Annotated in this window: 12 protein-coding genes; 10 read left to right on the top strand and 2 right to left on the bottom strand. The window is 36.7% G+C overall.

Annotated elements, in window-relative coordinates; genetic code table 11:
* Nucleotides 1-333 precede the first annotated feature (333 nt).
* Nucleotides 334-4302, bottom strand: coding sequence for a hybrid sensor histidine kinase/response regulator transcription factor (locus tag PKC55_RS14700; RefSeq protein WP_324373539.1), 3969 nt, complete (start codon nt 4300-4302; stop codon nt 334-336).
* A 580-nt stretch (nt 4303-4882) separates the two neighbouring features.
* On the opposite strand from PKC55_RS14700, the gene PKC55_RS14695 reads away from it, so the two are divergent.
* From PKC55_RS14695 to PKC55_RS14650, 10 genes are all read left to right on the top strand, one after another.
* Entirely contained in the window at nt 4883-5005 is a 123-nt protein-coding gene (locus PKC55_RS14695; RefSeq protein ID WP_283686998.1) for a hypothetical protein, read from the top strand.
* 51 nt (nt 5006-5056) lie between these two features.
* Nucleotides 5057-6199: an endo-1,4-beta-xylanase gene (locus PKC55_RS14690; RefSeq protein WP_412232008.1), complete on the top strand. Its 1143-nt coding sequence runs from the start codon at nt 5057-5059 to the stop codon at nt 6197-6199.
* 31 nt (nt 6200-6230) lie between these two features.
* Nucleotides 6231-7202 (top strand): glycoside hydrolase family 43 protein, encoded by a 972-nt coding sequence (locus tag PKC55_RS14685; protein ID WP_283687092.1) that lies wholly within the window; start codon nt 6231-6233, stop codon nt 7200-7202.
* A 279-nt stretch (nt 7203-7481) separates the two neighbouring features.
* A complete protein-coding gene (locus tag PKC55_RS14680; RefSeq protein WP_291123961.1) occupies nt 7482-9206 on the top strand; it encodes a glycoside hydrolase family 43 protein in 1725 nt (574 codons plus the stop codon).
* Nucleotides 9207-9751: 545 nt separating this feature from the next.
* A complete protein-coding gene (locus tag PKC55_RS14675) occupies nt 9752-12895 on the top strand; it encodes a SusC/RagA family TonB-linked outer membrane protein (protein ID WP_291029992.1) in 3144 nt (1047 codons plus the stop codon).
* Between the two features lie 11 nt (nt 12896-12906).
* Nucleotides 12907-14850: a RagB/SusD family nutrient uptake outer membrane protein gene (locus PKC55_RS14670; protein WP_291123984.1), complete on the top strand. Its 1944-nt coding sequence runs from the start codon at nt 12907-12909 to the stop codon at nt 14848-14850.
* Nucleotides 14851-14893: 43 nt separating this feature from the next.
* Nucleotides 14894-17734 carry a SusC/RagA family TonB-linked outer membrane protein gene (locus tag PKC55_RS14665; protein WP_291123963.1) on the top strand — a complete coding sequence of 947 codons (2841 nt, stop codon included), beginning with the start codon at nt 14894-14896 and terminating at the stop codon, nt 17732-17734.
* A 15-nt stretch (nt 17735-17749) separates the two neighbouring features.
* Complete coding sequence (locus tag PKC55_RS14660) at nt 17750-19558, top strand: RagB/SusD family nutrient uptake outer membrane protein (protein WP_291123965.1); 1809 nt, start codon at nt 17750-17752, stop codon at nt 19556-19558.
* A gap of 35 nt (nt 19559-19593) precedes the next feature.
* On the top strand, nt 19594-20643 hold the full coding sequence (locus PKC55_RS14655) for a DUF5627 domain-containing protein (protein WP_291123967.1): 1050 nt from the start codon (nt 19594-19596) through the stop codon (nt 20641-20643).
* Nucleotides 20644-20663: 20 nt separating this feature from the next.
* Nucleotides 20664-22871: an endo-1,4-beta-xylanase gene (locus PKC55_RS14650; RefSeq protein ID WP_291123986.1), complete on the top strand. Its 2208-nt coding sequence runs from the start codon at nt 20664-20666 to the stop codon at nt 22869-22871.
* 466 nt (nt 22872-23337) lie between these two features.
* Here the strand turns inward: PKC55_RS14650 and PKC55_RS14645 are convergent, their stop codons facing one another.
* The gene (locus PKC55_RS14645) at nt 23338-25083 is read right to left on the bottom strand and encodes a sodium:solute symporter (protein WP_306540381.1); all 1746 of its coding nucleotides are present in this window, start codon (nt 25081-25083) and stop codon (nt 23338-23340) included.
* Nucleotides 25084-25087 lie beyond the last annotated feature (4 nt).

Raw genomic sequence — 25087 nt, 5'->3', positions numbered from 1 at the left:
GACCTGACTTCGCTTTTTCAACCATTGAAGCCGACAGTATACGAATATTGTCTGCACTTTTGTTTAATAAATCAATAGAACTCATTGTTAAATATTTTGATGTTTCGAAGTTTAATCAGAGAAATTATATTTGTAAAACTAGGGCTTTTTAGATATAAACTGTCATTTTCATCAGTGAAGCTTTCTTGTTTTCAATAATTGTTTTTTCTCAATAATCATATTTCAAATTTACGAAACATTAAAAATAATAATTACAGAATCCATTCCTTTTACAATCGTATATAGTGCTTTGGACTGCTATTATGTCGCATATTCGTTCTTTTATGTTGCATCTTAACTTTCTCCCCTCTCTGCATACTCTGTAGGGGTACATCCATAGAATTTCTTAAATGCAACTGCAAAAATGGTAGGGTTCGAAAAACCTGTAGCATAAGCGACTTGTGATATGTTTACTTTTTTCTCAACTAACAATTTTGCAGCTTGTTTTAAACGTACATTTCGAATAAAGTCGCTGGTAGTTATCCCTGTTATTTCTTTAAGTTTTCGATGTAGTTGTGTACGGCTGATACCAACATCTTTAGATAGAGCCTCAATGCTGAATTTAGAATTGTCTATATTTTTATTAATAAGAGTCATCAGTCGTTCTATAAATAAATCGTCATTCGATTTAATATCTAAAGGAGTCACTTTCTCTTCCAGCTCTTTTACCCCTACAAATTTACCTTTCAATAAAGATCTGTTTGATATCAGATTATTACAAAGGAATAGTAGTTCTTCCATCAAAAAAGGTTTATCCATAAAGCCATCGGCACCTACATTCCAACCCATCATTCGACTATCCGCTTCAACCTGAGAAGTTAACAGAATGACTGGGATATGACTTATATTCTCATTGCTTCTAATTTTCTTGAGTAGAGTGAAACCATCCATCTCCGGCATAGCTACGTCTGATATCACCAAGTCGATGCGTTCTTGTAGTAATATTTGCAAAGCTTCGTTGCCATTATTTGCCGTAACGACTTTATAACTCGCACTTAGTTCTCTTTGTATATATTCTTGTAGTCCTTCATCATCATCTACAACCAATATACGTTGTCTTTTTTTATTTTTAATAGCTACTGTTGGATGATCTTTTTCTTCCCAACAAATAGGTGTTTCTAATGCAAAGCGGATTGTTTCGCTTTGCTGAACAATATCTTCTTTTGTGAAGTGTTCATTCCCTATAGGAATACGAACAGTAAAACAGCTACCCTGTATATCCTTCCTATTAGAAGCTTTTATAGTTCCATGGTGAAGCTCAACTAATAGTTTGCATAAATTCAGCCCTATGCCGAATCCTAATGGATTGTATGGCTCTGTTTGATAAAATCGTTCGAAAATGCGTTCAACCTCTTTCTCGTTTAATCCTAATCCCGAATCAATGATATTAATTTCAGCATACTTTCCTGCATTCCCTGTATTTTCGGATTTAATAGTTCTAAGGGTTATTTTAATCTCTCCTCCGTCCTTCGTGTATTTGAATGCGTTTATGAGCAAGTTCATCAAGACCTTGTCAAAGTTGTTTCTGTCAATCCATACAGGAAGACGATCTTCTGTTGATTCGAAAGAGAACTTTATATCTCGCTTATTTGCTTGGTAATCAAATACAAGTGTTAGATCTTTTATAAATCCGACCATATCCGTTTCCTGACATGCAATCTTCATCTGTCCTTTGTCTATCTTTCTAATATCCAAAAGCTGGTTTATAAGGCTCATTATGCGATGTGCATTACGCTGTATTGTTTCTAATAACTTTTTTGTTTTTTCATCATATTCGGTTTTTAGTAATTCAGATAATGGGCTTATGATTAGTGTGGTAGGTGATCGTATTTCATGTGCAATATTAATGAAGAATTTTAGTTTATCTTCATTATTTTGTTCTTCTCTACGTCTTTGTTGACGTTTCTGCCATGTATAGACAATACCTGTTAATATTCCGATAAAAAGTAATACATATAAGGATGTTGCCCAAGTAGTACTGTACCAAGGTGGTGAAATCTTTATGTTTAGAGTCTTGATAGAAGAATAAGCATTGTTCTCGAAAGCTCTTACTTCTAAGGTGTAATTTCCTGGAGATAAAAAGTTATATGTTATACGATTCTCTCCCGGAAATGTAGATATCCATTCTTCATTCATTCCCAGTAGGCGATACTCAAAAATAACATTCTCCGGATTATGATAATTCATTGTAGAAAATTCCAGAGAAAAAGACTTTTCGTTATAGGATAGGTTTATCTCTGAGGTATCAAACAGTCTAGTCTCGGATATCGGTTTGCCTTTTATTATTTTATCTGCACTAACGGATACATTGTTTATGTATAAATGAGTTAGTTTGGGTTGAAAGTCTAAACTTAGAGCCTTAATTGAATCCGGGAGGAATTTGGTTACTCCATATAACCCACCGAAATATAAATATCCCATCTTATCTTGTAAGAAAATATTCTTCGAGAATTCTCTATCAACAAGTCCATTCCCTGTGTAGTAGCATGCGATACGTCCGGTTTCTATATTTAATTGGAATATTCCGTTGAGTGTACTTCCCCAAATGTTGTTTCCCGTAGCATCAGTGCCTAGTCCGCATATAATGTTGTTCGGCAAACCTTCTTCCATCCCATAGTGTTCTATTTTTTTGCTTTTTTTGTCATATCTGTATAATCCATTATTTGTCCCAATCCAAATATTTTTTTTCTTGTCCTCCATTAGAGTGGTGCAAATCATAGAAGAAAGAGATGTATCATCGCTATAGTGTAGAAAGATATTCTTATTCGGATCGTAACAGTCTACACCTATACTATGTGCAAGCCAAATAAGCCCATCGGAGTCGCACAAGATATCATTAATCCAGTTGTTAGATAAAACCTGATCATTTGCTAAACGGGTTTTATCAGATATCAATATCCATTTTTTTGTTTCAATATTATACCGAATGAAACCTTCTCCAAGTACGGATATATATACATTTTTCTTTTTATCTTCAGCTATAGCAACAACCGATTTTCCTTCGAAGGATGGATATTTAGCACTCCTCCCACTTTTTTTATCAAAAGTATAAACACCTCCTTGGTAGCTTCCAATCCAAAATGTTCCGTTGATATCCTCATATATGGTAGAAACATCTTTTTTGATATTATAAGACTCTAAAATCTTCCCTCTGTTGTTTATCTTATCGAGTTTACCATTGTCCGTTCCTAGCCATAATTCATTTTCACGGTCTTCATATAATGAAGTAATAGATCCTGTTTCTCCATTTTCTTTAAAATACCAAAAATCGAACTGAGTAGGCTCATTTAAGCCCATTAATAATCCTTTTTGATTGCATCCAAACCATAAGTTCCCTTTATTGTCTTCAAAAAAAGTTGTAATACGTTCTTTTATAGGATTGTCATATCCATTTTTAAGTTTGGAAGGCGTAACCAAGGTCATCGTATTGGTATCTATATATTTCAGTCCTTGCCCTACAGTGTTGACGTATACCATTCCGTCTTTAAGACAAGCGATACCTCGTATATTTACATTTGGTTCATCATTTTTGATACGCATAAAGTCTTGACGGATTATATCCCATAAAAAAACACAAGAGCTTGTTGCAACAAACATTCTTCCCATGTGGTCTTCTGTTATTCCATAGACCTTATATTGAGGGTCGATAGGTAAATCATAAGTTTTTACGCTTTTTTTGTCTGGAGAAATACATGCCATACGGCTTTCTGATAATACTATCCATATTTGGTGTGCCCGATCTTCAAAAATATGGTTAGAATAAGGGATTACCAATAGTTTGTTTATATCTGTGAGAGAAGTTGCTGTCATTGTTTGTTTATTAATAGAGTATACGCCATAGCCTCCTGTTACAATCCAGATTTCTCCGCTATGCAGTTGTATAATTCCTCTGACTGATGGATGTGTATTATCGGGGAATTTGACATGAATGAAAGAGTCTTTGTAAGGATTGTAATATTCTAATCCTCTATTTGCACCGATCCAGAGAGAGCCGGAGTCATCAGTGAAAAAAGTTTCGATATAATTACCTGATAAGGATGTGGAGTCTTTGTCATTGTAAAAATAATGAGTGAAATTCCATCCATCGAATTTATTTAATCCGTTCTGGGTAGCTATCCAAATAAATCCTGAGGAATCTTGAGTAATTCGGGTGATTAGGTTGCTCGATAATTTCCCTAATCCATAAAAGCGTTCCTGTTGAGCTAAGCTTAAACTAATGGAGACGCACGAAAGGGCAATAAACAAAAAAAAGCGTTTGCTCATGTATTTTAGATTTTCGGTATTAGAATGTGAAACAAAAATAAAGAATTAAACAATGAAAAAGGGAACAAAATAAACATATTTTGTTCCATGTGCAACATAAACTATCGTTTGTGAAACGTAAAGGGTGTTTTATGTCTTTGTTTAGGTGGATTATATCGGTTTCTTCTGTTTTGGGAACACATATATTAATGATGGTATAATTGCATGTACGTTTCTTTAAATTTCAAATGTTAGTATATTTTAGCTAAATCTACACATGTATCAATTCGATTATAAGTGCAAATGTATGGCATTTATGCTAGCATTGACTTTTTAGACGGAATAGTCTGTTTTTTGAGGTCAAGCTCTTTTGTGAAAAAGAAGCACAAAAAATCTCTTTGTATGCTTTCAAGAATCTGAAGAAACAATATAGATATAAAGTGAAACATCTTAGAGTTGTTGCGAAACATATGATAGCGTAAGCTGTATCAATAATAGTTACCTCTCTTTTGTTAATGGTTTAATTTTACAATGCAGAAAGTCCTTAGCCTTAGACGTGTGAAGATAGGGGGCATAAATCAAAATCAATAAAGATACTGGTATGGCTTGTGCTTATAGTTTAATTTATAAAACCGGCGGGGATAAATCTAAACCTGAACAGGAATACAATGAGATAAACAAGATTCATTTGGAAATCGAAGAACGTTATCTGAATGACAAGTAACGTTCATCTAAAAATGAAATTAATAAATATATAATATAGAAAATCATTATCATGAAATTATTAACACCTATTCTTAGTTTTAGCTTGATGCTTTTATTGCTCTGCTGTGTTCAGGCTAAATCGACAAGTGATGACAAAAATCCATCTTTAAAAAATGCACTAGATGGAAAGTTTTATATCGGAACGGCTTTAAATCTAAATCAGATACAAGGTCGCGATACAGCTTCATTGAAAATTGTAAAAGATCAGTTTGCTGCCATTGTAGCAGAAAATTGCATGAAAAGCATGTATATGCAGCCCAAAGAAGGAGAGTTCTTTTTTGATGATGCGGATAAGTTTGTTGAATTAGGTGAGCAGAACCACCTGTTTGTCACAGGCCATTGCCTGATCTGGCATTCTCAGGCTCCGTCGTGGTTCTTTACTGATGATAAAGGAAAAGACGTTTCGCCTGAAGTATTAAAAGAAAGGATAAAAAATCATATAACAACAATTGTGAACCGTTATAAAGGACGCATAAAAGGCTGGGACGTTGTTAACGAAGCGATATTAGATAATGGAGAGTTTCGCAAAAGTAAATTCTATGAGATATTAGGTGAAGAATTCATTCCGTTAGCATTTCAATATGCTCATGAAGCTGATCCCGATGCAGAGCTTTATTACAACGACTATAATGAATGGCTTAATGAGAAGCGCGATGCGATTGTGGATCTAGTTAAAACTTTAAAAGAAAAAGGTATTCGTATCGATGGCGTTGGTATGCAAGGTCATGTGGGATTAGATTCCCCGACATTAGCTGATTATAAGGCGGCGATAGATGCCTATACAGCATTGGGTGTAAAAGTTATGATTACAGAGTTTGAATTGAGTGCATTGCCTTCGCCTCGCTTTAATGTGGGAGCTAATATATCGGATACAGAAGCTTATAGGAAGGAGATGAATCCTTATGTTGAAGCTTTGCCCGATTCTGTTTCAGATGTTTGGAGTAAGCGGATGTTGGAATACTTTACACTTTTTCTGGATAATTCTGATAAAGTAAGTAGGGTAACTATGTGGGGTGTTACGGATGGCGATTCGTGGAAAAATAATTTTCCAATGAGAGGACGTACAGATTATCCTTTGTTATTTGATAGGAATTATAAAGCTAAACCTGTTGTTCAGAGTATTATAGATGAGGCAATGTCTAGAAGAAAATAAAAAAGAATATCAACTGAGAAATAACGGAAATATGAAAACGTCTAAATATTTAGTTCCTGATGCTTACATGGCAGATCCAGCTGTTCATGTTTTTAACGGGAGATTGTATATATATCCTTCACACGATTGGGAAAGTGGAATCGAAGAAAATGATAATGGCGATCACTTCAATATGAAGGATTATCATGTGTTTTCTACGGATGATATCGAAAATGGTGTCCTTAAAGATCATGGTGTTGTTTTAGATACAGCTGATATCCCTTGGGCTGGTCGTCAATTGTGGGATTGTGATGTAGCCTGTAAAGATGGCAAATATTATATGTATTTTCCACTGAAGGATCAAAATGATATTTTTCGTATAGGAGTAGCTATTGGCGATAAGCCCGAAGGGTCATTCACTCCTGAGGAAAATCCAATAAAGGGAAGTTATAGTATCGATCCTGCTATTTGGGAAGAAAATGGCGAATACTATATGTATTTTGGTGGATTATGGGGTGGACAGCTTCAACGTTATCGCAACAACAAAGCGCTAGAATGTGCCGTTCTGCCCGAAGGGAAAGATTTAGCTTTATGTCCTAAAGTTGTAAAATTGAGTGCTGACATGCTTGGATTTTCAGAAGAGCCTCGCGATGTTCTCATCCTAGATGAAAACGGAAACTCATTAACGGCAGGAGATACAGAGAAGCGTTTTTTTGAAGCATCATGGTTGCATAAATACAATGGTAAATATTACTTTTCATACTCCACAGGTGATACACATTTATTGTGTTATGCTACCGGAGATAATCCATACGGTCCTTTTGTGTATCAAGGAGTAATTCTTACTCCGGTTATCGGCTGGACTACTCATCATGCAATTGCCGAATTCAAAGGGAAATGGTATTTATTTTACCATGACTGTGTACCATCTGGAGGGAAAACATGGTTGCGTAGCCTTAAGGTGGTAGAACTGGAATATGACAGCAACGGTAAAATCAAAACGATTGAAGGTACACTTAATTAGTTGCTTGATGTACAAAGGACGATGACTCTGTTTTTATGCATTCGATTATAAATAATATAAAAAAGTCAATTATTGGCTTTCTCTCTGATATAGAGAGTCTTTTTAGTGAAAGGGAATGTAATGTGCAACATAGAAGATTGAAAATGCAACAATCCGTAGGGTTGTAATTACTTGTGCGATTGTAAAAGAAACAAGTTTTTATCCTTTAATTTTTATAGATATATAGCTTTGTAATGTTATCGCTAAAGCGTAAAACCATATAATAACTTAATTCATATCATGAAAAAAAATGTAATTGCTATTATTACAGGTATACTCTTATTTAGTCCTTTTAGTTTGAGCAGTCAGACTAAGGCAAACAAAAAACTTCAAAAAGGGGTTCCTACTTTTTCCAAATTTATTTATCAAGGGAATGATAAGGTTTATAACGAAAACCCTTTAAAAAGCAATGAATTTTATACACCGATTTTGCAAGGGTGTTATCCCGACCCGAGTATTACTCGTAAAGGAGATGACTATTATTTGGTCAACTCATCTTTTGCTTTTTTCCCGGGAGTCCCAATCTTTCATAGTAAAGACTTAGTTAATTGGACACAAATAGGAAATGTATTAGAAAGACCAACTCAACTAAAAGTACAAGATATAGAAATGAGTGCAGGAGTTTATGCTCCCGACATTGCATACAATCCTCATAATGACACCTTTTATATGATCACGACTCATATTGGAGGAGGTTTGGGTAATATTGTTGTTAAAACTAAAGATCCTCGACAAGGATGGGGCGACCCGATCCGCCTAGAGTTTAATGGAATTGACCCGGCTTTATTCTTTGATGATGACGGTAAAGCTTATTTAGTACATAATGATGCTCCCGATCATGGCAAAGAATTGTATTCTGGTCACAGGGTTATTAAACAATGGGAATATGATGTAGAAAACGATAGAGTTATTCCTGGTACAGATAAAATAATAGTAGATGGGGGGGTGGATATTACAAAGAGACCTATATGGATAGAAGGCCCTCATATATATAAAAAAGATGGTCGCTATTTTTTGATGTGTGCAGAAGGAGGTACTGGCGATTGGCATAGTGAAGTGATTTTTGTTAGTGAAAATCCACGCGGACCATTTAAGCCGGCTGCTAATAATCCTATATTGACTCAAAGATATTTTGCAAAAGATAGAAAAGATAAAGTCGATTGGGCAGGACATGCCGATTTAGTACAAGCTCCTGATGGTAAGTATTACGGCGTATTTTTAGCAATTCGTCCTAATAATAAACAAAGAGTAAATTCGGGTAGAGAAACATTTATATTACCTGTAGACTGGAGTGGAGAATTCCCTGTTTTCGAGAATGGGCTTATTCCTCTATCGCCTAAATTGAAAATGCCGGAAGGTGTACAAAATCAAACAGGAATGAATGGTTTCTTCCCTAATGGAAACTTTACTTTTAATGACGATTTTTCAAGCAAGAGTTTAGATCATAGATGGATAGCAGTAAGAGGCCCTCGTGAAGATTTTGTGAATATTACGAAAGAGGGTTTACTGATTAAGCCATTCCAGACAAATATCAAAGATCGTAAGCCTATTTCAGCTTTGTTTCATAGACAACAGCATAAAACATTTTCAACAACAGTGAACATGAACTATGTACCTGCCTCTGAAACTGATTTAGCCGGAATCGTTTGTTATCAAAAAGAATCATTTAACTATGTATTTGGTATTACACAAAAAGGAAGCGACTCTTATATCTTGCTTGTCAGAACAGATAAGAATAAGTCTACCCTTGTTGCTAGTGAAAAAATTGATGTAAGCAAACCAATAAAATTGCAGGTTGAAGCAGACGAAGATAATTATAGATTTAACTACTCTGTTGATAATCAGGTATTCATAAATGTTGGAGGAACTGTTTCCGGTGATGTTCTTTCCACAGATGTTGCCGGTGGGTTTACTGGAGCATTGATTGGTTTATATTCAACATCTTCAAATGATTTTCAACCATAAGCTTTTGCTTATTTGCATATAAACTTTTTTCGGCGTAGTGGAGAACTAACATTCCATTTGGAGTCGATTATTCACTACGTCGATAGTTACCTGAAAAATTTAATACCATCTCTCCAGGCATTTTACTGCAGCAAATACTATTAGAAAAACAGAAAACGATAACCAAAACTGTGGTGATAAAAAATACTGTCTGAGATAATAATTGTAAATAATACACTTAAAATAACCTTAAATTGTAATACCATATGATAAAAAACTCTTTTGTGAAAAAATACCAATAAACTGAAGAAAATGTAGCTAGACAATACTCTATGTTATGTTTTCTATGATCAATAATCTCCTAGACCTAAATGCTGATTTGACAAATTCTCGAAGAGAGTATGCAAATGTACTTTTTTAATAATAGGCATTAACTTATTATTTAATTTTTAATCCATGAAAACTAATATTGATGACAGCTGACTTTTATAATCCTATTAGATTGATATTAAGAATCGATCATATTATGATAAATTAAAATTGTTAATCATATTAAACTAATAGTAATGAATAATAAAACAAAACGAGCTTGGAAAATTCCCTGCGTAAGTTTACTCCTGCTATTTATTTGCTTTGCAGCATATGCGCAGAAAGGAACTGTTATTACGGGAAATGTCGTAGACAAAAATGATGAGCCTCTTACAGGAGTTAATATTACTTTAAAGGGCAATACATCAGTAGGAACTGTAACAGATTTTGATGGAAATTTTTCATTAACTGTTCCAACCGGAACAAAGACCATCGTAGCTACTTATGTAGGCATGACAACACAGGACATAAACATACAAGGCAAACAGAATGTAAGAGTGGTTATGTCCGAAAATGAAGAGATTTTAAGTGAAGTGGTTGTGGTAGGTTATGGTCAACAGAAGAAGGCCAGTGTTGTAGGAGCAATCACACAAACAACAGGTAAAGTTTTAGAGCGTGCCGCTGGTATTTCCGATATTGGAGCTGCTCTTACCGGTAATTTGCCCGGTGTAATCACTACTCAGAGTACAGGGATGCCCGGAGAAGAAGAACCAAAGATTGTTATTCGAGGAGCTAGTTCGTGGAACAATAGCGATCCTCTAGTATTAGTCGATGGTATCGAACGTCCAATGAGCTCCGTAGATATTAGTTCGGTAGAAAGCGTATCTGTTCTGAAAGATGCTTCTGCTACAGCTGTTTATGGAGTTAAAGGTGCGAATGGTGTTATTCTGGTTACTACCAAAAGAGGTAGTGACGGAAGCGCAAAAATAGATGTTGGTTTCAACGCAACACTAAAAGCTCCGTCTAAATTACCTAACAAATTGGATTCTTATGATGCATTAATGGCTCGTAACAGGGCTATTGAGCATGAATTAGCTCTAACTCCTGATTCTTGGGCTTATATACGACCACAAGCATTTATCAACAACTATCGGAACCAGACTACTATAGAGCAACGAGAACGCTATCCGAATGTAGATTGGCAGGATGCTCTATTCAAGAAGACTGCAATGTCTTATAATGCAAATATAAATGTATCGGGAGGAACAAAAGTTGTAAAATACTTTGCTTCTGCCGACTTTGTGCATGAAGGCGACCTTTTCCGCGTTTATGATAATGGACGTAATTATAATGCCGGATATGGATTCGACAGACTAAATGTTCGTAGTAATCTGGATTTTCAAATAACAAAGACAACTTTGTTTAAGGTTAATCTAGCAGGTTCTAATGCTATCAAGAAAACACCTTGGGGACAAACCGATAACTCTACATGGGCTGTTGCTCAACAATGGTCTGGAGCCTATAATATTGCACCGGATGTTTTCCTTCCGCAATATTCGGACGGCTCTTGGGGATTCTATCCAAATATTTCGAATGTTAGTAACTCGGCTGCCGTTCTTTCTTTGGGAGGTACAATGCAGACAACAACTACTCGTATCAATACAGACTTTACTTTAGAGCAAGACTTGGGCTTTATAACAAAAGGATTATCTGCTAGAGGAGTTGTTTCTTGGGATAATACTTTTGTTGAATTCGAAAGAGGAATAAATGATTTAAATAATTCGGCTCAGGGAAAATGGATAGATCCGGAAACAGGTCAAGTAACTTATAGACAAAATTTTGATGGAAATAATAAATTCGACTGGATGCAAGGTGTTAACTGGGCTACATCAGGAGGATCTGTAAATAATGGAGCAACATTACGTAATTTATACTATCAGGCACAATTGAATTGGGCTCGTAAATTTGATGCGCATAGCATAACAGCCATGGGTGTTTTCAGTCGTCAAGAAGAGGCGAGAGGTAGTGTAATGCCTATTTTCCGTGAAGACTGGGCTTTCCGTGCTACTTATGATTACGCAGACAAATACTTTATAGAATACAACGGTGCTTATAATGGCTCTGATAAATTCAGTAAAGAAAATCGTTTTGCATTCTTTAATTCCGGTGCAATAGGATGGATGTTAAGCAATGAGAATTTTATGAAAGGATTAAAATTCCTAGATATGCTTAAGATCAGAGCTTCATACGGAGAAATTGGAGATGATAATCTTGGTGGTGACAAATTCGATTCAGCCCGACGTTGGCTTTATATGACCCAGTGGGCTTATGGAGGCGTTACAGCAATGGATTTAAATCATGGAAATAGTCCTTATACATGGTACAGAAAATCAGCACTGGGAAATGAAAATGTGAAATGGGAAACCGTAAGAAAGATAAATGTAGGAGCAGACTACTCATTCTTGGACGGATTATTTATTGGTAGCGTGGATGTTTTTAGAGATGACCGTAGAGATATCTTGGTATGGGGTGATCAACGTTCTACTCCGTCGTATTTAGGAGCTATGCCTCCTACAGCGAATATTGGTAGAGTTCGTACAAATGGTTATGAATTGGAATTACGTATAAATAAACGACTCTCTAATGATATGAGACTTTGGGGTAATTTCAACATGACACACTCTAAAAATAAAATATTAGAAAAAGATGACCAGGCGCTAAGACCTGCTTATCAGAAAGCTGCCGGATATAGCATTGGACAATATACATCTTACGTTGATGCAGGATATGTCAATACCTACGACCAATTATATGGAAGTACCCGTCATGACACTAACGATTCGCAAAAATTACCCGGCGATTATAACATAATAGACTTCAATGGAGATGGGGTTATTGACAATAAAGACTTAGTGCCTTATGGATATTCCGGTACACCTCAGAATACATTCAATGCTACTATTGGCTTCGAATGGAAAGGATTTAGTGCTTTCGTTCAGTTCTATGGTGTTACAAATGTAACCCGAGATGTATCACTGACTAGCTTCGGTAATAAACTAAACACTGTATACGATATAGGAACATGGTGGTCGAAAGATAATACATCTGCCGATGTTGTAGTGCCACGATGGTCTTCTAGTCCGAGCTATAATACCAGTACTCAGTTTTTATATGACGGATCATATATCCGTTTGAAGAATGCTGAGGTTGCCTATACATTTACTGATGGCTGGATTAAGAAATTAGGTGTGAAAAATATGAAAATATATCTCAACGGAAATAATCTCTGGTTGTGGACAAGAATGCCTGACGACCGTGAAGCAAATTTATCTGGTGCAGGTTATTTAGGCGCTTATCCTACTGTGAGACGTTACAATTTAGGTATTAAATTCTCATTATAAGATCAAAGATGATGAAAAATATATATAAAACTTTTCTAAAGAGTTGTATCCTGTTCTTAATATTAGGAACTAGTTTAGCTTCTTGTGAAGATTATTTGGATAAAGAACCTGATTCTACTATATCAGGAGATGATGCCTTTAAGAACTTCATGAATTTTCAGGGCTACATAGAAGAGATTTACAATTGCATACCTGACAAACAGAAGTGTAATTGGGCTCCTTCCTGGAATTGGGGTGACGATGAAATCTTCAACCCCGAGGCTGATGGTCGTATGACTCACCAAGTAGACCTTGGAAACTATCGCGCATGGAGAAGCGCAGGTGATTGGTTATATAACAGTAATAGTAGTTCTACAGCTACCGGAGACGGATCTCCTAAACGACATTCGTTATGGCCTCATGCATGGTATTGCATAAGTAAAGCAAATGAAGGATTGGCTAATCTGGACAAGCTAACAACAGCCACAGCTGAGGAGAAAAACCTGATTGCAGGGCAACTATATTTCTTTCGTGCATGGTGGCATTTTGAACTCATGACATTCTTTGGTGGGTTACCTTATGTAGACCATGTATTAGACGCTACCGGAACATTGACTCTTCCTCGATTGAGTTATCAGGAATGTGCAGATAAAGTTGCTGCCGACTTTAGGCAAGCTGCCGATTTACTTCCTATCGACTGGGATAACACAACAGTAGGTAAAAATACAGTGGGCAAAAACCAATTGCGTATTAATAAAATAATGGCATTAGGATATTTGGGTAAAAATTATCTTTGGGCAGGTAGCCCATTGATGAAAAACGGTCCTAAAGTAGGTGGAAGTCAAACTTATGACTATGATGAGGCATACTGTAAAAAAGCTGCCGAAGCCTTTGGTGAACTACTAAATCTTGTAGAAGGTAATCAAACTCAATATGCATTAGCTCAGTTCAACTACAAAGATATTTATAATCATGAGAGAGCTGAAGGTTCTACATCTAGCTACTCGGATATTTTTTACACCACTCGTCAAAACTGGTTACAACCGGGATCTGTTGAAGCAATTTTCAGGGGGCCATCTCCAGACTTCAATGCCAGTAACTGGAATACTGCGAAGGTATTTGGTCCTAAAGTTGGCGGTTTGGTTGCTCATGATAACGTGATTCACCAACCAACAGCAAACTATGTTAATATGTATGGTATGGATAATGGACTTCCTCTAAATGATCCGGCTTCAGGCTTTGATCCTAATTATCCATTCAAAAATAGAGACCCTCGCTTCTATCATGATATTGTATTTGATGGATTCAAGTATGTAAATAGTACAATGCCTGCGGATATGGAATATCTGCGTTATTGTAGTCTTTATACAGGAGGTGCAATGAGACCCGTAGCTAATGCTAGCCGTACAGGATATTTTATCCAAAAGCTAGTGCCTCATACCTGCAACGAGTATGATAGAACATATGACTGGGGAGGAAACTATCACTGCTATTTGCCATATATGCGTTTATCTGATATTTATTTGATGTATGCCGAATCATGTGCTGCATTTGGTGGTGCTAGTGGTAAATCTTCTAATTTCTCAAAAACGGCAGAAGGTGCGATCAACACAGTGAGAGATCGTGTAAAAGCAGGACATGTAGGCAGCTCTTATACAGCAAGTAAAAATAAATTTATAGACGAAATTCGTAGAGAGCGTGCCGTAGAACTTTCATTTGAAGGATTCCGTTTCAATGATTTGCAACGTTGGTTATTACTAACAGAATATCCGTATACAGTAAAAACATCACAGGAATTTAAGCGTGTAGAAAACAATGACTTTTTCAAGAATAACGACCCAAAAGATGCAAGGGTATCAGAATTCAAAGAAGAAGTTATTCTTACACGAGTATTTGGTACCAAACATTATTGGTTCCCTCTTCCTGACAATGATGTATATCTATATCCTGAATTCGGGCAAAATCCGGGCTGGTAAATCCAAATAGAGTAAATGAATGTGTAATTTAAACGAATAAAAGATGAAATATATACAATCAATATTCATTTTGTGTGCCATGTTTGTCTTCTGCCCATTTGCAACTAAAGCTCAAACATTAGACCAAAATGAGGCGGACACACTCAAAAGTGATAAAGAATCGCTTGTACAGATTGCTTTTCGAAAAGTAGCGCAAAGCGACTTGTTGGGTGGTGTATCTGTTGTTAATGTAGAGGAACTGTCAAAAAAGAACTATAACACATATAGTTTAGATAATATGCAGGCCTATATCGGGGGGTGGAATGGAAATTCGCTGTGGGGTATGGATGCCGACAATGCAGGATATTTAGTGCTGGTTGACGGAATTCCCCGTGTGGCCAACAATGTTTTGCCTAGCGAAATTGATCAAATAACATTCCTGAAAGGAGCGCAGGCTGTTGTACTTTATGGTAGCCGCGCAGCAAAAGGTGTTATATATATAACGACCAAAAGAGGTAAGACCGAAGATCTTAGGATAAGTGTAAGAGCCAATACAGGTTTTCATATATCTAAAAGCTATCCTGAATATCTAGGATCTGCTGAATATATGACTCTTTATAATGAAGCTCTTCATAATGATGATCCCACTAGACTTCCTAAATATACTGAGAATGAGATTTATAATACCGCTTCGGGCTTAAATCCGTATCGTTATCCCAATGTAGATTTTTATTCTTCTGAGTTTTTGAAGAAAGTATCTAATCGTTCAGAAGTTACAGCAGAAATTACAGGCGGAAGTAAACGTGCTCATTTTTATAGTAATGTAGGTTATTATCATCAAGATGACTTGTTTAAGATCGGTGAAGCGAAGGATAATAGTATCAATCGTCTAAATGTGCGTGGTAATGTGGATGTTATGATTAGTAATGCTATTAGTGCATATATTAATGCGAATGCTACTTTTTATGATGCCAAAAGCGCAAAGGGTGATTATTGGAATGCTGCATCAACATTTCGTCCCAATCGTGTAGCTCCGTTAATCCCATTAGATATGATTGATAAAGATGCTTTGGCCGCATGGGATTTGGTAAATAATACTAATATAATTGATGGTAAATATATACTGGGAGGAAATAGCATTGATCCCCAAAATGTATTTGCCGATATCTATGCTGCAGGTAGTAGCAAATATACAAGCCGTTATTTTCAATTTGATACGGGAATTGATATTAATTTAGAAAGCTTTTTGAAAGGACTTTCTTTTCATACAAAGTTCGCCGTAGATTATGCTACAGGTTATACAACCTCTTTTGACAATACCTATTCGGTATATAACCCTAAATGGGCAAACTATAATGGAAAAGACGTTATTGCAGGTTTAGCCAAGGAAGGTAATGATAAAAAGTCAGGAGTTCAAAATGTTGATAAAAGTGCTGATACTCAAACAATGGTGTTTTCAGGGCAGTTTGACTATATAAATACTTTTGCAGATAATCATAACCTCTCGGCTATGCTAATAGCTTCGGGCTACCAGCAAACCGTATCTTCTGAATATCATAAAATATCAAATGTAAACTTAGCATTACAAGTTGGTTATAATTATCAAAAGAAATATTATGCCGATTTTGGATCAGCCGTAATACACTCAGCAAAGTTAGCCGAAGGACACCGTAATGCATTTTCACCATCTCTTACATTAGGTTGGAGGATGAGCAATGAAAATTTCCTATCCGGATCGTCTGTTGTAGATGATTTAATGTTGAGTGTTTCAGGAAGCGTCTTACATCAAGATATTGATATCGAAGATTATTATATGTATAAGTCGGCTTGGAGACAGGATTATGGTTGGAGTTGGTATGACGGTAGTTTGGAAAAATATACAATGTCTCTCCGTGGAAATAATGATGATCTTACATTTATTAAACGCAAAGAAATATCAGCGAATCTAAGAACTTCTTTGTGGAAGAAAATGATAACTGCAGATCTGTCATTCTTCATGAATTCTATGGAAGGACTTATTGTAAGTCCTAGCCCAAATTTCCCTAGTTACTTGTCTACAGCTTATCCAAAAGCTTCATTTGTTCCATATATGAATTATAATAACAATAAACGCACAGGATTTGACTTTAGTGTTAATTTGAATAAAAAAATTGAAGAGGTTAATTTTTCTCTAGGTGTATCGGGTACTTACTACGATACAAAAGCCACCAAGCGTAGCGAAATAGATGTCGAAGATTATCGAAAATCTCAAGGTAAACCTATAGATGCTATTATGGGGCTACAAAGTGCTGGTTTTTTTAAGGATAATGCTGATATTGCTAATTCTCCTGAACAACAATTGGGTGGTACATTAAAACCTGGAGATATTAAGTATGTAGATCAAAATGGAGATGGTGTTATCGATGAGAAGGATGTCATATATTTAGGCAAAGCTGGTTGGTATGGTGCGCCATTTACTTTGGGCATAAATATGACACTTAAATGGTCTGATTTTACATTCTTTGCTTTAGGAACAGGCAGCTTTGGCGCTAATGGTATGAAAAATAGTTCTTATTATTGGGTTTCTGGAGATGGTAAGTATTCCGCAGTCGTTCGCGACCGATGGACGGAAGAAACAAAAGAAACTGCAACTTACCCTCGTTTAACGACTACAAGTGGAAGTAATAATTTCCGTTCGTCTGACTTCTGGATCTATAAATCTAATCGTTTTGATTTGGCCAAAGTGCAGGTTACATACGACTTGCCTAAGCATATATTGAAAAATAGTTTTATCAGAGAGCTTTCCGCATATGTAAGCGGTGCTAACCTGCTAACAATATCCAAGGAACGTAAACACATGGAAATGAATGTAGGTAGTTCTCCACAAACCAGATTTTATAATATAGGTATAAAAGCTGCATTTTAATAAAAAAATAACAGTATGAAAGCAATAAATAATATAACAAAATTTCTGGTCATTATCTTGCTCTTCTTAACATCTTGTGATGATCTGTTTTCTCCTGCTTTAGAGAACAATAGAGAGTTAGATGATATGTATAATGAACCGGGATATGCACAAGGAATATTAGGATACGCTTATTCCATGCTTCCCTATCAGACTAAATCTGAAACAGACATTGCGACAGATGATGCAGTGACTAACGATAAAGCTAGTAGCTATTTAAGCATGGCAACAGGATCGTGGACAGCTAGTAACGATCCTATGTCTAAGTGGCAGAACTGTAGAGCTGCTATCCAATATCTCAACATTTTTTTAGAAAATGCCGACAAAGTTGCATGGGCAAAAGATCCGAATGTACATATCATGTATTGCGATCGCCTTAAAGGCGAAGCGTATGGATTGCGTGCGTTGAATATGTACTATCTCTTGATGGCTCATGGAGGCTGGACTGAAGATGGAAAACTATTGGGGATACCTAATGTAACTACTGTAGATAATATGAGTACAGATTTCAATGTGCCAAGAGATACATTTCAGGCTTGTATAGATCAAATTTTTAGTGATGTAGAAAAAGCGACAGAATACTTACCTCTTGATTACAATGACATCAGTGATGCTAATATCCCGGCTAAATATAAAGCGATCGGCGTAACTAATGCCAGTGATTATAATCGAGTAAATGGTACTCATATACGAGGTCGCCTTACTGCTCGTATCGCAGAAGCTATTAGGGCACAAGCTGCTTTACTTGCAGCAAGTCCTGCATACAACACGGGTACAACCATAACATGGGCTAACGCTGCAGATAATGCAGCTATCGTACTAGATCGTATCAATGGTTTAGGCGGAATAGATCCAACCGGATGGACATGGTATATGAACAAAACTGAAATCAACTCATTGGGATCAGGAGCTGTTCCTAAAGAGATACTATGGAGAGGAGACAAAGATAATAGTACCGAAGATTATGCAATGGGACTTTCGCAAGAAAAGAGCAATTATCCGCCATCACTTTATGGTAGTGGACGTATAAATCCAACCCAAAATTTGGTGGATGCATTTCCTACGGCAAGCGGATATCCAATTTCAGATCCGGCCAGTGGATATTCTTCTAATGCTCCATACACTAACAGAGATCCACGTTTGACAGCATATGTATTGTATAACGAAACTACGTATGGTACAAATTCGAAGAAAATAATTACCGGAACATACGAAGCAGATAATAAAGATGCGTTAAATAATGAAAGTACATCTACACGTACCGGATATTATTTGAAAAAACTATTGCGTGATGATTGTAATCCCGATCCGACATACAATACGGCACAATACCATTATCCCGTACGCATACGATTTACTGAAATATTCTTAGCTTATGCCGAGGCGGCAAATGAAGCTTGGGGGCCAACTAATGGCAACGGACATTCATACAGCGCTTACGACGTAATCAAGGCTATCCGTGCCCGTGCAGGTGTAGGTACTAATGGAGGAGATGCTTATCTTGAAAGTATTAAAAACGATAAAGATAAAATGCGAGAGTTGATACGTAATGAACGTCGTATTGAACTTTGTTTCGAAAACCGACGTTTTTGGGATTTGCGTCGCTGGAAAGCCAACCTGAATGAGGAAGCCAAAGGTATACAGATAGATAAAGTAGGTGGAGCTTTGGTATATAAAGTAATTCCGGTAGAAGAAAGAAACTACAAAGATTATATGTATCATGGACCTGTGCCTTATAGTGAAACTATAAAATGGAGCAACCTACAGCAGAATCAAGGCTGGTAAATGAATAATCAAAAAATATCTAAATATTGAAAAATATGAAACGATTCAAATTATTGCCTGTATTGTTTGCCGGAATTTTGATTGCATCAATGACATCATGCGAAAATCAAGGTGTTGAATTCCCAAACTATGAAGGCGGAACAACTGTTTATTTTGCCTATCAATATCCCGTGCGTACAATCGTATTGGGAGATGATACTTATGATACTACTTTAGATAATGAGCATCGTTGCGAAATATACGCAACAATGGGAGGTGTATATAAAAACCAAAAGAATATCAACATAGATATTGCCGTCGATAATGGATTATGTGATAACTTATTCTTCGAAGACGGTAGTCCGGTTCAAGCTATGCCATCCAATTACTACACTTTAGCGGGTAGTAAGATTATTCTTGATAAGAAGATTCAAGGATCGGTAGGAGTCCAATTGCAAGATGCATTCTTTTCCGATCCCGACGCTTTGAAAAAAACGTATGTAATTCCATTATTAATGACTAAAGTACAAAATGCAGACAGTATTTTGAGCGGTCGTCACTTGATACAGAACGCACCTCGTACCTATTCAGAAGCGTGGGATATTCAGCCTCAAGACTATGTCTTATATGCACTGAAATTTATTAATCCGTGGCATGCAAAATATCTGCGCAGAGGAGTAGATCTTGTAACCGAGAATGGTGCAACTGCAACGAATGTACGTCGCAAACCACATGTCGAAAATGACGAACTTTGTAGTTTAACGACTGCAAGTTTAAAGGTGACTAAGTTTCCGGTTAAAACTACTGTTTCTGATGGTTTAGGAGGTGTACAAACTCTTACATGTGATTTACTCCTAACTTTTAATGATAATAATGAATGTACTATCTCTACCGATACGCAAGGCTATACCGCTAGTGGCTCAGGTAAATTTGTAAAAAACGGAGAGAAAAATAGTTGGGGTAATAAAGACCGTAATGCTATGTATTTGGAGTACAATATAAACTTCGGATCAAAGCAATATGTGACTAAAGATACTTTGGTGGTACAAACCCGAGGGATCGATTCTGAATTGTTTGTTCCAACTTATAAAACTAATCATTTTTAATTTTACTAAAGATGAATATGATGAAGTATTATAATAAATTCTTGTTGATTATTGTCGCTATGATGGCAATGGTCTCTTGTGTCGATAATTTTGATAGCAACTTTAATGTTGATAAGCCGGCAGATCTCGAGAAATATGAATATCTGAATGAATATGATGTTCTGAAATCGTATGTAGACCGCAAGGCTAATCCAAATTTCAAATTAGGATCGGGCATTACTGTTAGCGATTTTTTGAAGAGAGACATGGTTTATAGTCTTGCCTGTTCCAATTTCGATGAATTAACAGCGGGTAATGCGATGAAATATGGTTCGATTGTAAAAGACGATGGTTCAATGGATTTCTCTCAGGTCGTAAAATTTGTGGATGCTGCTAAAGGTGCAGGTCTTAGTATTTATGGACATACGATATTGTGGCACTCTCAACAAAATAATAAATATCTGAATAATTTGATTGCTGATAAGGAGATTGAAGTAGATCCTAACGATGCAAATAATTGCTTGCATATAAATACAACCGAAGCTAAGGCTAATACATGGGATTGGCAAATTTATTACGAACCGGCAAGCCCATTAACGGTTGGTGTGACATATACATTAAGCATGAGAATTAAGGCATCTGCGGCGGCTACTGTTGACTTCTGGCCTACAGATGGCAGTAATGTTCTTTATGGTTTATCTCTTGCGGCAAGTAAAGAATGGAGTAATGTTACTATTCAGTTTACACCAAGTCATGCGTTTAACAAACTTCAGTTCTGTTTTGGTAAATTTGGTGGCGATTTGTATTTTGACGATATTACTTTGACAGCAGTTAATTCTACGGATAATGTAATCAATAATGGCGCCTTTGACAGTAAAGATTTATCAAACTGGGGAAAACCAAGCTGGCATTCCTATTCCTTCAATATTGAAGCACTTGCAGCAGGTCCAGCTAGTTGGTGGAAAAATCTTGTAAGCAATAGTAATTGTGAAGACAATGATGTATCCTGTTTCTATGCTACTGAAGTATCTAATGGCCCTAAAGCGGCTACATTTAGCGCTGCAGGTACAGGTGCCGGTGGTACGGGACGGGCAATTATTGTTCAGTCAGGCGATAATGCTACTCAGGATTGGGACACACAATTCTTTGTAAAGGTTCCTCACGTATTTAAGGAAGGTGAAAAATATCGTTTCAGTATGAAGGTCAAGGCTAGTAGAAATGTTAGTATTGATTCTCAGGCGCATAAAGAGCCGGGCGGTTATTTGCATTACGCTATGGTGGGCAGTCCTGATGTAACTACAGAATGGCAGGAATATACTAATTCAGGTTCTATCAATTCATCACAAGAAGGAATGAGTACTATAGCTTTTAATCTTGCAAAAAACAAGCTGGCAACTACATTCTATTTTGATGATATCGTATTTGAGATAGAAGAATCAGGCAATACCATTCCTTTGACTCCGGAAGAAAAGAAAGAAGTTTTGACCAATGCGATGGAAAATTGGGTAAAAGGTATGATGGAAGCTTGTGGCGGATATGTGAAAGCATGGGATGTAGTGAATGAGCCTCTGGCCGGTGCTGATAAAGATGGCGATGGTTGGTATGATTTACAATCTGTAAATAATGTATCGGCAGAAGACGCTAAGAATAATTTCTATTGGCAAGATTACTTGGGTGATGACTATGTGCGTACAGCTATCCAACTTACCCGTAAATATGGACCTGAAGATATGAAGTTGTTCATCAACGACTACAATCTGGAATCAGACTGGGATGATAACATGAAACTGAAGAGTTTGATAAATTGGATTGAACGTTGGGAGAAAGACGGAACTAAGATTGATGGTATCGGTACTCAAATGCATGTCTCTTATTATCTAAACTCTGCAACACAAAAGAGCAAAGAAGACCATGTCGTGAAGATGTTTGAACTATTAAAAGCTTCAGGAAAACTCATAAAAATATCTGAGTTGGATATGGGTATAGTAGATGAGAATGGTAATGAAATTAAGACAGCAAACCTTACTTTCGAGCAACAGCTATTGATGTCTGAGTATTATAAGTTTATTGTGAAAAAATACTTTGAAATTATTCCTGTGAGTCAACAATATGGAATTACTCATTGGAGTCCGACAGACAGTCCTGACGACAGCGGCTGGAGAAAAGGGCAGCCTATTGGGCTATGGAGCTTGAACTATAACCGTAAGCCCGTTTATGCTGGATTTGCAGAAGGTTTGAGTGGTAAATAATAATCTAATGTTTTTTAATGATATGAGATAATATCATATAGGCTTTTAGGTGATTCGTACTTTTTTGAGGAGACAGCGAAATCTTTGTATAAGGATTTCGCTGTTTCTCTTTACTATCAAATGATCTTAGAAGTTTCATTTATAGGCAGAGCAGATGTATGCATATCTTTTCACAATATTGTGATAGATATAGAGGGGTAGGAGATGAGGTATCTTTTGTATCTTTATTAGGTTAAATAAGATTAGTTCTCTTGTGTATAAGAAACTGCTTTTAGCTTTTTATAAAAGCTTTTTTGTAAAGTTTTTATATTTAATTGTTTATGATTGTTCTCTTTGTCTGTTTATAAATATAATTAAAGAAAGTTGCATAAACACAGAAGAGGCTGTCCAATAAGACAGCCTCTTGCTTTATTCCTTTATAAAAGTATTCTGTTGTTAAAAATTTATATATAAGTATGTTATTGTTTTACCAAAAGTATATGTAAAATGCAACACAAAGAATTACAACTCCCAGTGATGCGATAACATCCCATTTATTCCAACTCTTGCTAATAAGTTTCTTGTAATCGCTAGAGAAAGTGATAGCATCTATCTGTTGGGCTGTTGGCTTCGGAGTGAAGAACGACACTACTACCATTAACAACATAATGAATACTAATAACCATATTTCAAAAATAAGCCAGTTCGTTTGCCAGAACCAACTTGTGTATTCCCAATACCAGCCCGTCATTGCATCCTTGCCGGTGTTGGTAAATATATTGGTTAATAAGCGTACCATCCCAATAGCGAATCCCACTATCATACCAGCTTCTCCCGCCTTAGGTGTAATTCTTTTAGAAAAGATACCAAGAGCAAATACGGCTACCATAGCAGGAGCGAGTAATGATTGGATCCCTTGCAGATAGTCGTAAAGACTACCAAGGCTCATCATAACAGGTATCCAAACAATACCAAGTATTACTACTACAATTGTCGCAATACGACCTACTAAAACATAAGTAGATTCACTCTTATTTTTGAACATAGGTTTATAGAAGTCTTCCGTAAACAATGTTGCGCAAGAATTGAAGAATGCAGCCAAAGAAGCAATTAAAGCTGATATAAAACCTATGGTAACAATTCCTTTCACACCCGCAGGTAATACAAATTTAACCATTGAACCGAACGCTGTGTCCGGATCATCCAATGTAAATCCGCTATCGGGACGTGCAGCCAATGCCGCTGCTACCATACCCGGTATTAGGAACATAAACACAGGCAACAATTTGAAATAACCAGCAGCAATAGTACCTCTACGAGCACGTTTCATCACTACATCGTTGTCTTCGCCCTTGCGTTGTCCAAGTACACGTTGAACGATATGCTGGTCGGTACACCAATACCAGAAACCTATTATTGAAGCTCCGATAAATACCCAAAAGCCGGGGTAATCATCATATAACGGATCACCGGTATTGAAGTGAAACATGTGGTTTGTACCGTATGCAACACCATCTTCTCCTACATTCAATGTTTTTGCATAGTCGATCATTGCTGTCCAACCCTCAGGGATGCTGCCTCCTCCAAGAGCAGATAATCCTAGGAAAAGCACAAGGAATGAACCTATAATAAGTATCGGTGTTTGGATTGCAGATAGAGTCATAACTCCTTTCATACCACCGAGAACAGTAAAAATACCTGTTAATACTATCAAGCCGATAGCCCCATACCAGAAAGGCAGACCTAGAAGGCTTTCCATAAAGATACCTCCTGTAAATGCGGTTACACTCACTTTGGTAAGTACGTAGGCTATAAGTGTGATGATAGACAACCACGAACCTGTAGCAGGTGTATAACGGTATTTTAGGAAGTCGGGCATTGTGATGATTTTGCCCATCTTGTTATTCATCAGTTGATAGAATGGTACGAATAACCAACCTAAAATAAGTATCATCCAGCCTTGCATCTCCCAGTGTGCCATACCCACTCCGGCTTTAGCGCCTGTTCCGGCAAGTCCTACAAGATGCTCCGATCCGATGTTTGCTGCAAAGATAGCAGCACCTATTATGTACCATGGTTCGCCTTTTCCGAACAGATAGTCTTCGCTACTGGCACCTTGTTGCAGGCGTTTGTCTTTTTGTATCGAACGCCAGACAGCCCATGTTACTGCCAATATCCCAACTGCAATAATCACCCAGTCGAGCCAAATAAATTCGTGTGAATTCCAGTTCATAGTA

Origin of the sequence: Dysgonomonas sp., from assembly GCF_035323175.1 — a bacterium.
Classification (GTDB): Bacteria; Bacteroidota; Bacteroidia; order Bacteroidales; family Dysgonomonadaceae; genus Dysgonomonas.
This window is presented reverse-complemented; position numbering and strand designations above follow the sequence as displayed.